Source organism: Micropruina sp., assembly GCF_047606665.1.
GTDB lineage: Bacteria > Actinomycetota > Actinomycetes > Propionibacteriales > Propionibacteriaceae > Micropruina.
In genome coordinates this window covers 1-12,515 of the sequence record NZ_JASGEF010000026.1, presented here as the reverse complement: position 1 = coordinate 12,515, position 12,515 = coordinate 1, and the positions used below count along the sequence as shown (strand labels likewise).

At 67.4% G+C, this 12,515-nt stretch carries 13 protein-coding genes, 1 tRNA gene and 1 other RNA gene; 7 read left to right on the top strand and 8 right to left on the bottom strand.

Annotated elements, in window-relative coordinates:
• Positions 1 to 19 precede the first annotated feature (19 nt).
• Positions 20 to 400, top strand: a complete 381-nt coding sequence (locus tag QM619_RS05955) for a hypothetical protein (RefSeq protein WP_415105347.1) — start codon at positions 20 to 22, stop codon at positions 398 to 400.
• 84 nt (positions 401 to 484) lie between these two features.
• Here QM619_RS05955 and ileS read toward each other — a convergent pair whose 3' ends face one another.
• The 6 genes from ileS to QM619_RS05925 all read right to left on the bottom strand — a co-directional run bounded on the left by ileS (position 485) and on the right by QM619_RS05925 (position 7,641).
• Complete coding sequence (ileS, locus tag QM619_RS05950; RefSeq protein WP_415105344.1) at positions 485 to 3,646, bottom strand: isoleucine--tRNA ligase; 3,162 nt, start codon at positions 3,644 to 3,646, stop codon at positions 485 to 487.
• Between the two features lie 273 nt (positions 3,647 to 3,919).
• On the bottom strand, positions 3,920 to 4,534 hold the full coding sequence (gene recR, locus QM619_RS05945; RefSeq protein WP_415105342.1) for a recombination mediator RecR: 615 nt from the start codon (positions 4,532 to 4,534) through the stop codon (positions 3,920 to 3,922).
• A gap of 15 nt (positions 4,535 to 4,549) precedes the next feature.
• Entirely contained in the window at positions 4,550 to 4,882 is a 333-nt protein-coding gene (locus QM619_RS05940) for a YbaB/EbfC family nucleoid-associated protein (RefSeq protein ID WP_415105339.1), read from the bottom strand.
• A gap of 71 nt (positions 4,883 to 4,953) precedes the next feature.
• Complete coding sequence (locus QM619_RS05935) at positions 4,954 to 7,071, bottom strand: DNA polymerase III subunit gamma and tau (RefSeq protein WP_415105388.1); 2,118 nt, start codon at positions 7,069 to 7,071, stop codon at positions 4,954 to 4,956.
• A 90-nt stretch (positions 7,072 to 7,161) separates the two neighbouring features.
• An RNA gene (gene ffs / locus QM619_RS05930) (signal recognition particle sRNA small type) lies at positions 7,162 to 7,258 on the bottom strand.
• An 8-nt stretch (positions 7,259 to 7,266) separates the two neighbouring features.
• Positions 7,267 to 7,641: an RDD family protein gene (locus QM619_RS05925; RefSeq protein ID WP_415105385.1), complete on the bottom strand. Its 375-nt coding sequence runs from the start codon at positions 7,639 to 7,641 to the stop codon at positions 7,267 to 7,269.
• Between the two features lie 134 nt (positions 7,642 to 7,775).
• Between QM619_RS05925 and QM619_RS05920 the strand changes: the two genes are divergently transcribed.
• Positions 7,776 to 7,863 (top strand) — tRNA-Ser (locus QM619_RS05920).
• A 191-nt stretch (positions 7,864 to 8,054) separates the two neighbouring features.
• Here QM619_RS05920 and QM619_RS05915 read toward each other — a convergent pair.
• Positions 8,055 to 8,303 (bottom strand): helix-turn-helix domain-containing protein, encoded by a 249-nt coding sequence (locus QM619_RS05915; protein ID WP_415105336.1) that lies wholly within the window; start codon positions 8,301 to 8,303, stop codon positions 8,055 to 8,057.
• A gap of 147 nt (positions 8,304 to 8,450) precedes the next feature.
• Between QM619_RS05915 and QM619_RS05910 the strand changes: the two genes are divergently transcribed.
• The 5 genes from QM619_RS05910 (at position 8,451) to QM619_RS05890 (ending at position 12,039) form a co-directional block, all read left to right on the top strand.
• Positions 8,451 to 8,798 (top strand): hypothetical protein, encoded by a 348-nt coding sequence (locus QM619_RS05910; RefSeq protein ID WP_415105333.1) that lies wholly within the window; start codon positions 8,451 to 8,453, stop codon positions 8,796 to 8,798.
• Positions 8,799 to 9,056: 258 nt separating this feature from the next.
• Entirely contained in the window at positions 9,057 to 9,701 is a 645-nt protein-coding gene (locus tag QM619_RS05905) for a type IV toxin-antitoxin system AbiEi family antitoxin domain-containing protein (protein ID WP_415105330.1), read from the top strand.
• Positions 9,694 to 10,635: a nucleotidyl transferase AbiEii/AbiGii toxin family protein gene (locus QM619_RS05900; protein WP_415105327.1), complete on the top strand. Its 942-nt coding sequence runs from the start codon at positions 9,694 to 9,696 to the stop codon at positions 10,633 to 10,635. Before QM619_RS05905 ends, QM619_RS05900 begins: the two co-directional genes overlap by 8 nt.
• A 620-nt stretch (positions 10,636 to 11,255) precedes the next feature.
• On the top strand, positions 11,256 to 11,459 hold the full coding sequence (locus tag QM619_RS05895; protein ID WP_415105324.1) for a matrixin family metalloprotease: 204 nt from the start codon (positions 11,256 to 11,258) through the stop codon (positions 11,457 to 11,459).
• A 22-nt stretch (positions 11,460 to 11,481) separates the two neighbouring features.
• Positions 11,482 to 12,039 (top strand): hypothetical protein, encoded by a 558-nt coding sequence (locus tag QM619_RS05890; RefSeq protein ID WP_415105321.1) that lies wholly within the window; start codon positions 11,482 to 11,484, stop codon positions 12,037 to 12,039.
• A gap of 229 nt (positions 12,040 to 12,268) precedes the next feature.
• On the opposite strand, the gene QM619_RS05885 is transcribed toward QM619_RS05890, so the two are convergent.
• Positions 12,269 to 12,515: hypothetical protein (locus QM619_RS05885; RefSeq protein ID WP_415105318.1), on the bottom strand; the 247-nt coding region annotated here is incomplete at its 5' end.

The following is a 12,515-nucleotide window of genomic DNA, read 5'->3' as shown; positions in this document are numbered from 1 at the left end:
GCGCGCGTACGCTGGCACCGTGACCAGCAACCCGCCGACCGACCAACCGGAACAGCGCTGGCAGCAGCCGTCGTTCGGTCCGGAGCCGAACTGGACCGGGTCGGTACCGCCGAATCCTGCCGGCCCGCCGGCCCCTGCCCCGACGCCGCATCCGGTCCATCCGTCGGCCCGGCAGGTTCCGCCCGCGTCCACCGTCGAGACCGTCGTCGGCACGCTCGCCAAAGTGGTCTGGCCGGTCGCCATCGTGTTGCTCATCACCACCCGCATGGGATTCGTGCCGCTGGTGATCATCGCGATCGTGGCCAACATGCTCCTCGGGGCGATCAAGAAGAACCTCCGGCAGCGGCGCTACGCGTCACTTCCCCCGTCCTATCCGCCACCCTCGGACGACCTGCGCTGATCGCTCGCCCGACAGGGCCCTCCCTAACTACTTCAGCCCTGCCACATGTGGCAGGGCTGAAGTAGTTAGGGAGGGGGTTGGGGGTCAGGCCTTGGCCAGGGCGAAGGACAGCCCGAGGTCGGGGTCCGTGGTCCAGTCGTCGGACGCCTCCGCCTCGACCACCTCGGTGGCCAGCACCTCGGCGGCGATCGCGTCGGCATGGGCACGGATCGCGTCCGCCAACTCACCCTCGGCGGACCAGCGCAGGGTGATCCGGTCGGAAACCTCCAGTCCGGACGCCTTGCGCTTCTCCTGGACCAGCCGGACGACCTCGCGGGCCTGCCCGGCCCGGACCAGTTCCGGGGTCAGCTCCAGGTCGAGCGCCACCGTCTCGCCCTGCTCGTTGACCACCGACCAGCCTTCGCGGGGCCGCTCGGAGACAAGCACCTCGTCGGCGCTCACTTCCACCCCGTTCACGCTCGCCGTCCCGGACGCCGCCAGCGCGGCAGCCAGTTCGGCGGCGTCCGCGGCCGCGATGGCGGCGGCGATCTTCGGGGTGTCCTTGCCGAAACGTCTCCCCAGCGCGCGGAAGTTGCCCTTGGCCGAGTAGTCGACCAGGTCGCCGGCGGAGGCAAACGACTCCACCACGCCGACGTTCAACTCGGCGGCGATCTCGGCGCGCAGTTCGGCGTCCAGCTTGGCGAACGAACCGGACGGCACCAGCACCCGGGACAGCGGCTGCCGGGTCTTCACCCGGGCCTCGGCCCGCGCCGACCGACCCAACTCGACCAGCCGGCGGGTCAGCCGCATCGCCTCGTTCAGCCCGGCGTCCACCAGCGCCTCGTCGGCCACCGGCCAGGACGCCAGATGCACCGACTCGGGAGCGTCGGGGTTGGTGGCGACCACCAGGTCCTGCCAGACCCGTTCGGTGATGAACGGGGCCAGCGGCGCCATCAGCCGGGTGACCACGTCGAGGGTGTCGTGCAGGGTCTGCAGCGCACCCGGATCGCCCTCCCAGAAGCGCCGCCGCGAGCGCCGCACGTACCAGTTGGACAGGTCGTCGACGAAGTCGGCGATCAGCGACCCATAGCGCTGGGTGTCGAAGTTCTCCAGCGCCGCCGTGGTCTCACGGACCAGCGCGGTCCGCACCGACACCAGCCAGCGATCCAGCACGTGCGCGGGGCGCGTCTCGGCCGGTGACTCCGTCTCGACAAGCTCGGCCGGCGAAGGCGTCCACCCGTTGGTGCGGGCGTACAGCGCCTGGAAGGACACCGAGTTCCAGTAGGTCAGCAGCACCTTGCGGACGGTCTCGGTGATCGTCACATCCCCGACGCGCCGGGCCGACCAGGGCGACCCGCCGGCCGCCATGAACCAGCGCACCGCGTCCGCGCCGTGCTGATCCATCAGCGGGATCGGTTGCAGGATGTTGCCCAGATGCTTGCTCATCTTGCGGCCGTCCTCGGCCAGGATGTGGCCCAGGCAGAGCACATTGCGGTACGAGGACGCGTCGAAGACCAGCGTGCCGACCGCCATCAGCGAATAGAACCAGCCGCGGGTCTGATCGATCGCCTCACAGATGAAGTCGGCCGGGTAGGCGTCCGCGAACCGCTCCTTCGAACCCGGTGCCCACGGGTAGCCCCACTGCGCGAACGGCATCGAACCCGAGTCGAACCAGGCGTCGATCACCTCGGGCACCCGGCGCGCGGTCTCGTGGCAGTGCGGGCAGGCGAAGGTGACATCGTCCACGAACGGACGGTGCGGGTCGAGCCCGGACTGGTCGCTGTGGCTCAGCTCGGAGAGCTCCGCGCGGGAACCGACGCAGGTCAGGTGGCCGTTGCCGCAGCGCCAGATCGGCAGCGGCGTCCCCCAGTACCGCGACCGGGACAGCGCCCAGTCGATGTTGTTGTTCAGCCAGTCGCCGTAGCGTCCCCACTTGATGTGCTCGGGGTACCAGGTGGTGCCCCCGTTCTCGCGCAGCAGGGCGTCCTTGATCTGGGTGGTCCGGATATACCAGGACGGCTGCGCGTAGTAGAGCAGCGCAGTGTGGCAGCGCCAGCAGTGCGGGTAGCTGTGCTCGTAGGGCAGCTCGCGGTACAGCAGCCCACGCTCGGCCAGGTCGGCGACCAGGGTCTTGTCGGCGGTCTTGAAGAAGACGCCGCCGACCAGCGGCAGATCGGCCTCGAAGGTGCCGTCGGGGAGCACCGGGTTCACCATCGGCAACCCGTAGGCCCGGCAGACCGCCATGTCGTCCTCGCCGAACGCGGGCGCCTGATGGACCAGGCCGGTGCCGTCCTCGGTGGTGACGTAGTCGGCCAGCACCACGTAGTGGGTGCCGCCCACTACATCGGGGAACTCGACGAGGTCGAACGGTCGCTGGTACATCCACAGCTCCAGGTCGCGGCCGGCGTAGCTGCCCTCGATCTGCCACCCGTCGCCGAGCACCTTCTCGACCAGCGGCTCGGCGACCACCAGGGTCTCCGGCTCGTCGTCGGACGCCGTGGCCAGCTTGGTCGCCACCACATAGGTCACCTCGGGATGGACGGCGACCGCGGTGTTGCTGACCAGCGTCCAGGGCGTCGTCGTCCAGACCAGCAGGGACGCCTTGCCGGCCAACGGGCCGCTGGTCAGGGGGAAGCGGACGTAGACGGACGGATCGATGACGTCCTCGTACCCCTGCGCCAACTCGTGATCGGACAGCGTGGTACCGCAGCGCGGACAGTACGGGGCGACCCGATAGTCCTCGACCAACAGGCCGGAGTCGAAGATCTGCTTCAACGCCCACCAGCACGACTCCACGAAGGAGGCGTCCATCGTCCAGTAGGCCTCGTCGAGGTTCACCCAGTAGCCCATCCGGCGAGTGAGCTCGGTGAACGCGTCGACGTGGCGCCCGACCGATTCACGGCACTTGGCGTTGAACGCCTCGATGCCGTACGCCTCGATGTCGGGCTTGCCATTGAAGCCCAACTCCTTCTCCACCGCCAGTTCGACGGGTAGGCCGTGACAGTCCCAGCCGGCCTTGCGGTCGACGTGGAAGCCCTGCATGGTCTTGAACCGCGGGAAGACGTCCTTGAACACCCGTGCCTCGATGTGGTGGGTGCCGGGGGTGCCGTTGGCGGTCGGGGGGCCCTCGTAGAACGTCCAGGCGGGGCCACCCTGGGTGGCCTGAAGCGTCTTGTCGAACGTGTTCCGGGCGTCCCACAAGTCGAGGATCTCGCGCTCCATCGCGGGCAGATCAACCTGCGGCGGCACCGGGCGATACTCGGTCATCGGTCTTCCTTCGTCGGCTGCTGACTGCCGGGACTTGACCCGGCCAGGGACGAAGGGACGAGGCGGACCCCGCGGTACCACCCTTCTTGGCCGCCTCGGGGCGACCCGCTCAACTCGTTGCCGCGGCCGGTTCTAGTGGGCGTCGCCCGACGGGGCGACGCTGTTCTTCCGGCAACTCCGGGGTGATGGCCCCATCGACGCCTTGCGGACGGTGCCCCATCGTAGTACCGGACGCCGAAGCGACCGAATCCGCGCTCAGTCGACCACCGTAGGTCAACCGACGGCAGCGGATTCGCCGAGCCGGCGGCGTCCGGAGAAGGCGCGGCCCAGGGTGACCTCGTCGGCGTACTCGAGGTCGCCGCCCACCGGCAGCCCGGACGCCAGCCGCGACACCGTGACGCCCATCGGGAGCAGCAGCCGGGACAGATAGGTGGCGGTCGCCTCGCCCTCCAGGTTCGGGTCGGTGGCCAGGATCACCTCGGTCACGGTGCCGTCGCCGAGCCGCATCACCAGCTCACGAATGTGCAGATCACCAGGCCCGACGTTGTCGATCGGCGAGATGGCGCCGCCGAGCACGTGGTAGAGCCCTCGGAACTCGTTGGTACGTTCGATCGCCATCACGTCCTTGGACTCCTCGACCACGCAGATGGCGGTCTGGTCGCGGCGCGGGTCACGGCAGACGCGGCACAGTTCGGCCTCGCTGATGTTGAAGCAGCGTTCGCAGAACCGGACGTTCTCGGCGACGTGCCGCAGGGCGTCCGCCAGCCGTTCGACGTCGGTGGTGTCGGCGGTGAGAATGTGGAACGCGATCCGCTGCGCACCCTTGGGGCCGATCCCCGGCAGCCGGGCGAGTTCGTCGATCAGGTCCTGGATCGGGCCTTCGAACACCGCGTTACCCCCGGCTCACTGGCCGGGGAGGCCGCCGAGCCCACCGAGGTCAGGCAGCTGCGGCAACGAGCTCTCGGCCAAGATGGCGACCTTCTTGTTGGCGTCGCGGACGGCGGCGACGATCAGATCGCCGAGCGTCGACGGATCGTCGTCGTCCCAGGCCTCAGGCTTTATGTCGACCGTCAGCAGCTCGCCGCTGCCGTTCACCGTGACCTGCACCAAGTCACCGCCGGCGGAGCCGCGCACCTGCTTGGCGGCCAGCTCTTCTTGGGCGCGCTGGATCTGCGACTGCATCGCCTGGGCCTGCGCCAGCAGCGCGTTCATGTCGAATCCCTGCTCGCCGAACATCACGTCTCCAATCGATGGGGCACCGGATCATGCTACCCACGGGCACCCCGTGGCCCGCCTGCACGCGCCCGCTACTCCTCTTCGGCGATCAGTTCGGCGCCCAAGTGTTTGGCCAGCAGTTCGTCATGGTTGGCGCTCGCCTCTTCGACGGAGAGGTCGTCGCGGCTGGGTTCGTCCTCGACCGGCGGCGGTTCGACCGCGGTGCTGGTGGCCCTGATGTTCTGGCGTGCCTCGGCGGCTGCCGGCGACGGACGGGACGCCGCGGGCGGCGACGCTGCGGCCGCCACAGGTTGCGGGGGCGGTGCCTCGCCGGGTCCGGCGTCGATCACCGTGATGCTGACCTGGGTCGCGGTGACCTGCAGGATCGACTCGCGCAGCACGTCCTCGCTGCCCCCGCGTCCGAAGCTGTCGCGAGCGCCGGGGTTGCCGATGCCGAGAGTGAGGACGCCGTCGAGCACCTCGACCACGTGGGCGTTCTGGCTGAGCAGGATCCAGGTGAACCGCCGCCGCTTCTTCACCTCGTCGAGGATGTCGGGCCAGAGCCGGCGGAAGTCGACGGTGCTCAGGCCGGCGCCCGGCACCGGACGGGCGGCGGGTTCGGCCGCCGCCGGCTGCTCCGGACGAGGTTGCGGCGACTGTTCCGGACGTGCCTGCGGCGGACGGCGGACAGCCGGCCGTTCGGGTTCGGGCCGGACGTCGGCGACCAGCGGAATGTCGGTGACCGGAGGACCAGACGCGGGTCGCGGCGCGGGCGCTGCGGACGGTGCCGGGTCCGGTCGGCGCACCGGCGCTTCGGCCGCCTCAGTGGCGGCTGCCGGCGTCCGTGCCGGGGGGACGTCGAGCGCCTCCGGCGCGGTCATCGCGAACCGGCGCTCCAGCCTGTCCAGCCGGGCATGGACGCCACGGTCGCCGGCGTCCGCGGCCGGCAGCAGCACCCGCGCACACATCAATTCCAGGTGCAGCCGGGGCGCGGTGGTGCCGCGCATCTCGGTCAGTCCGACGGCGATCACCTCGGCGGCGCGGGTGAGCTCGCCGGGCCCCAAGGTGGTGGCCTGCCCGCGCAACCGTTCCGCCTGGTCGGCCGCGACGTCGACCAGACCGGTGGTGAGGGCGTCCGGGACGGCGGCGACGATGATCAGGTCGCGCAGCCGGCGCAGCAGGTCTTCGGCGAACCGGCGCGGGTCTTGCCCGACCTCGATCACCTTGTCGATGCAGCCGAAGACGCCATTGGCGTCGCCGGCGGCGAAGGCGTCCACGATCTCGTCGAGCAGGGCGTCCGGGGTGTAGCCGAGCAGCGCCGCGGCCTGTGTATAGGTGACCCCGTCGGGGCCGGCGCCGCCGAGCAGCTGGTCGAGCACCGACAGCGAGTCGCGCACCGAACCGGCACCGGCCCGGACCACCAGCGGCAGCGCGGCAGGGTCGACGGCGACGCCCTCGGCCTCACACAGCGAGCCCAGATAGCCGGACAGCGTCTTCGGCGGCACCAGCCGGAACGGATAGTGGTGGGTGCGCGACCGGATGGTGCCGATCACCTTCTCGGGCTCGGTGGTCGCGAAGATGAACTTCACGTGGGGCGGCGGCTCTTCGACGACCTTCAACAGCGCGTTGAAGCCGGCCGTGGTGACCATGTGCGCCTCGTCGACGATGTAGATCTTGTAGCGGCTGGCGACCGGGGCGAAGAAGGCACGTTCGCGCAGGTCGCGGGCGTCGTCCACGCCGCCGTGGGAGGCGGCGTCGATCTCGATCACGTCGATCGAGCCGGGGCCGCCGCGGGCCAGGTCGCGACACGACCGGCATTCGCCGCAGGGCACCGGGGTCGGGCCCTGCGCACAGTTCAACGCGCGGGCCAGGATGCGCGCCGAGGTGGTCTTGCCGCAGCCACGCGGCCCCGAGAACAGATAGGCGTGGTTGACCCGGTTGTTGGTCAGGGCGCGCTGCAACGGTTCGGTGACGTGCTCCTGGCCGATCACGTCGGCGAAGGTGTCCGGACGGTACCGCCGGTAGAGCGCGAGCGGCGCCTCGGGTCGCTGGATCTGGACCGGTTCGGCGGACGGGACGTCGCCGCGGGCGGCCACCGGAGGGTCGACCACGGCCGCATCGGACGCGCCGGCGTCCGGCTCGGCACCGAACAGGTCGGGGCCGTCCTGTTCGAACGGCTCCGGCTCCTCGTACAGGTCGGAGTCGAACAGCTCGTCCTCGCGCTCGTCGTCCACGGTTGGCACCTTACGTGTTGCCACTGACAACTTTCGAGCCGCGATCCACGCCGGGCACACCGGGGCGCAAAGGGGCCCCCGCGCACCCGGAAGAGCTCACTTACCCTTGCTGCCTTTCGGCCCTGGGGGAGTTGGGCGAGGTACCGCCGCGCGGGGACCTTGGGACTCAGTCTAGGGGACGCCGGCGGCCGGTTCGACCACTTGCCGAGACCGCCGTCTCACGGCGAGATGAGCCACCTGCCAGGGCAGCAGCTTGATCGCGTTGCGGACCGCGATGCGCCCGAAAGCGACCCGCTGACCATCGGTGGACAGCACCCGCAGCCCCGCGAGGTGCTTGCCCCAGGTCGCAGCCGCACCGGACGCCTCGGACGCCGTGAGGTACAGCCAGATCGGCAGCACGGTCATCGCGAACACGATCAGATCGGTCAGATACACGTCCTGCGCCGGCGGGGCGTCCGGCAAGAGAGGTCGCACGATCAGGCTCACACCGGTGAGCACAAGCAACCATGCCGCGATCACCAGGTAGTCGAACAGGCTGGCCTTGATTCGTGGCCACTATCGCGGGCGGCCGGTCGGTGCACTCGTCCCAGTCAAACACGTGAGGGTGCAGCAGGGACGCCCTCGGCACCGCGACCGCCACGGTTTGGCCGCCATCGCGGTGGGCCGGTATCGTCTCCGACGGAGGATTCGCCTAGAGGCCTATGGCGCTCGCTTGGAAAGCGGGTTGGGTTCACACCCTCACGAGTTCGAATCTCGTATCCTCCGCCACGTGGAACCTGGCTTCCACAAGCCCATATAGGAGAAATTTCGTCTCCAAGCGTGTCTCCGGCCGAGATTTCATGCCCCGAATATGCCCCCAATTTTCGGGCGCCGGAGCGTCAGCACACAGCAATCGGGGCGGCTCTCGTATCCACTGGTGGACATGAGAGCCGCCCCGAGGAGCTCGTCTGGCTGGCGTTTCAAGAGGCGCAACGGCGCCTCAGCCGGTTCCCAAGCGGGATCGAACGGACGAGGTTGTCCAAGTCCTCGACACGGATCTTGATGAGGCGCTCACCAAACCGATACGCGGGCAGCTTGCCGGCACGAATGCGTCGCCGCAGGGTATCCACGCTCACCCCGACCAACTGGGCCGCCTGTTGGAAAGACACCCATTCCGACGCAGGTGTGCCCAGTCGCTGCTCACTCGGGAGCGGACGGGGCACGGGCATCGTGGTCATCCTGCAGACCCCCATCCAGTCGTGATCCCGAGCGTCCCACCCGATCGCCTTCCGATGATGCCCGCCATGGCTTCTCCCCTCGATGGTTCTACCTCGCTAGCTAGGGCCGGTGTGCGAGCGTGGTGGCAGGACCTGCCGGTGAGGACCCGCGAATCATCCCGCCGCCAGGCGTACGACCTCTTGCGGGCGATCATGAACGCCGCGATCGAGGATGAACTGATCGACGCCAATCCGGTCCACGTAAAGGCGGCCTCGCACGCTCAGGCCTCACGGGAGCGCGATCTGCCGCCCCTGCCGGCGCCGGTCTTGTATCGAGTGGCGGACGCCATGCCGGAGCGACTGCGACTCGGAGTGCTCATAAGCGGGGTACTCGGGCTGCGCTCGGGCGAAGTCCGAGCTCTCCAGCGTCGTGACTTCCGACTCAGCGGCAGGCTGCCAACCGTGACCGTCGTACACGATGTGAAAGAGGCCGAGGGCAAAGCTTGAGATCGGCCCGTTGAAGAGGGCCCCGAAGGGCATCGTGACACGCACACTTGTGATCCCAGCGGCGCTCGTCGACGCAGTGAAAGCTCATCTGCGCGACCACACGCAGGTCGGGCGCTCAGGACTGTTGTTCTGGCGGGCCAGCGACGGGATGCCGATCCGCTCCGCAGCCTGGCTCAAGATGTTCAAGAAGGCCTGCAACCAGGTCAGACCGAGATGCTGCTACAACGTTTGTCACCATTAAGAGATACAATAGATGACATGGCGGACGTTACCCTGGCGAAGCTTGGCGCTGTCGCTGAGCGGCGCTGGGGCCTGGTCACGACCGCCCAAGCCGAGGGAGCGGGCGTCTCCCGCAAGCAACTGTCGCGGATGGCGTCGTCCGGTGCTCTTGAGCGGGTCGCGCACGGCGTGTACCGGATGGCCGGCGCACCGCCTCAAGACAACGAGGCCATCTACGCGACCTGGCTGGCCCTGGGTGGCGCAACCAACCCACGCACGGAGTCGGGGGTCGCTTCGGTGGTTGCCGCAGGCGTCACGGCGGCGGTCGTCCACGGGCTCGGCGACTTCTTCCTGGACCGGTTCGACTTCATGGTCCCCGCCCGCAGGGGTACCCGGCTACCTGGGGTGCGGCTGCGGGTGCGGCGCCTGACCAGGGACGAGGTCGTCCCAGTGGCGGGCCTGCCGACCCTGACCGTGGAGCGCCTGATCGCGGACCTCGTCGATCTGCGAGTCGATCGGTCCCTGGTCGCCGGCGTGGTACGGGACGCCGTCCGGGCCGACAAGCTAGTTGCCCCCGACAGACTGGCGGCCTATCTCGCGGTGCGTGGACATGACGGCAGGGCACTCGTAGCGGACCTATTCGAAGACGCCGGCGTGGCACAGGAGGGCTGGGACAATGGCTGACGCGATGGGCTACCGCGATTGGCGATCCCTGGAACTGGCGATCAAGGACTCTGCGCGGGCGGCCGTCCGCCAGACCGGACCGGGTCACGGAGCCGCGACCGTTGACGCACGAATTCGGCAGGCACGCTTCGACCGCTTCCTGTGCCGGGTGTTCGCGTCGGGGGAGGAGTCCGAGTGGTTCCTCAAGGGCGGGATGAGCATGCTCGCACGGGTGCCCCTGTCGCGCAGCACCAAGGACATCGATCTGGCGTCGGAGACTGCCAACGATCTGGCTGATGCCCAACGCGAATTGACCGCGCTCGTGCGGGCCGACCTCGGGGATCACCTCACCTTCCGCCTGGTCCGCTCGGTGCCGACCGGGATGGGCGACAACCAGCCCGGCGTACTGACCCAACGCCTGGTATTCGCCTGCCTGGACGCTGATCATGACACCCAGATCGACACGATCATGGTGGACGTCGTGGTGGGGCCGCCGCCGGTCGGACGACCCGAAACGATCGAACCAGCGAACCGACTGCGCCTGAAGCGACCGCTCGTCACCCATCCCTACCGACTCTTCCCCGTCGCGGACCAGATAGCCGACAAGGTGTGCGCCACACTGAGCACCAGCTACGGCGCCGGCAAGCCCAGCAGCCGAGTCAAGGATCTGGTCGACCTCGTTGTTCTCGCCCACACCCAACGAGTTGGACTGCGCGAACTGCGGACGGCAATCACCGCCAAGCGGCTCGTGAGCGGGATGGAGCCCTTCGACCACTTCGTCATCCCGACCGAATGGGTCAGAACATATCCGGCAACAGCTAAGGACGTCCCATCCGCGGCGTCATACACCGCAGAGACGGCCGCCCTCCTCGTAGCGAGGCTGGTCGACGCCGCACTCGTCGCGTCACCAACCGAGGGCACCTGGAACCCGCAGGAACTGGCATGGGGATATTGACCGGCCTAAGGAACGACACGCCGTTCGTCGTGCGAACTCGCTGATCGGCACCGAGATAGACTCGTCCGTCGCACTGCACAGGAATCGGTGCGGGTGGAGCTCGTCGCGACCGGTGAGCGGCTCGACCTGAGCCAGCTCGAAGACGAAGCGTTCTGGACTGTGACCGATTCAAGCCAAACTCTTGGGCAACTCTCATCTGAACTGTGGCATCGTCCGATGTTGCCAGCCTTACCCACCCAGTTTTCCAATGGAGGCGAATATGGGGGTCAATAGATCAGCTTCAAGGGTCGTCGGAGCGGTCGCATTTACGTTCATTCTGTTACTTTCGGGAGTCCTTGGCACGGCGAAAGCCAACGCCTACAACCTCCTCGGTTGCAAGTGGTCGTCATCTTCGATCAAGCTGTATGTCCCAGCCCCGCTTCTGTCTTATCCAGTCTGGTGGAATGCCTCCGCCTCGTGGTCGGGAGTCGATGCACATTATGTGAACAACTCTAGCGCCAACGTGTACGGAACGAACGAAAATCGCGGGAACACTGTCACCTGGACGGGGGTCACCCGAAAGAAGGGGACGGTGGATTCTTACCCCCCCTTGCACTAGTGGGAAATGGACTTCCGGCCAGATGGAGGTCGTCTTGAACTGGTCGAAGATGACGAGTCTTGGCTATTCCACGGCGAAGTTCAAGATGGTTGCGGCGCACGAGTTGGGGCACTCATTCGGCCTAGCTCATGTCAGCAACACGAGCGTTCTCATGTATAATTATGACAACCGCTCGGCCCTGGTGCCCGCTACGGATGATAGGAATGGCGTCAATGCGCTCTATTAAGTTTCTCTCACCGCTCCTTGCGGTGGCACTACTGTTCGGCTGCTCTGCTGGCCCCACCTCAAGCGGCACGTCATCGGTCCCACGGATCGTGAGTCATGGTTCTCGAGCCTACGAATACAAGTCCTTCGAGCAGCTGGCGGACCACGCGCTTGCATTGGTTATCGTGGAGCCGACCGGGAAGGAGATGGCTAAGCCGCTGCCGAAGGGATACGGTCCCGAGGACGCAGCCCCTACCCCCTACGTCGAAATGAATATCGTAAAGGTTCTCGGCGGATCGATCAAGGAAACCAGGATCGATCTGGTCAGCCCAGGGGTTGATGAAAACACGAAGCGACAGGCGCTAGTCTCCGGTGGGCCCTATCTGATCTACATCACTCCGGCGATGTACGGGGCTAATGATCCGGCAGGCGGTTACGTCGCGGTTGGCGGCCCGGCCGGGGTCTACGCTTTCGAGGGTGATGGTTTCCAGCGAGTCGATTCGGAGAGCCCCAGCCTCCCAGCCTCGATCACTGAGCAATCGCCTATGCTGACAAAACCAACGAAGAGCTACGAGCAACTCCTAAAGGAGGGCCCGCGCTAGTCCCTACCTCGTGGATTTGACATCCGGTCCAGTTCTGGCTGCGGCGGCACGATGTCGCAACAGCTTCCGGTGCCCGAGAACTTGGCTGTTCCCTCCTCCTTCGTACGAGAGTGAGGGAACAGCCGCGCGGGGTCCGTGGAGCGGTTTCGTGGAGCAAGTTGCTCTAACCGGAAATGACCTCAGCCAGGTAGGTGTGGAGATCGTGCAGTAGGGCTGGTTGGTAGGGGTGTCAGGCTGCTGGTTCGAGGGTGACCCTGAAGCCGAGTGCTTCCAGTTGGCGGATGTGGTTACGGGTTCTGCGGTCTTTGTCGGTTCGGTTGGCGTGGTAGTCGGCTCCGAGATTCTGGACCGGGGGTGTCAGATGGTCTGTGTAAGTGATTCCTCCAACGATGAGAGGTATGACCATGACTATGACCAAGGACGAGCAGCCGGCAGCGCCGGGTCTGTTCGGATCGCCGGTGGCGCCGCCGTCGGCG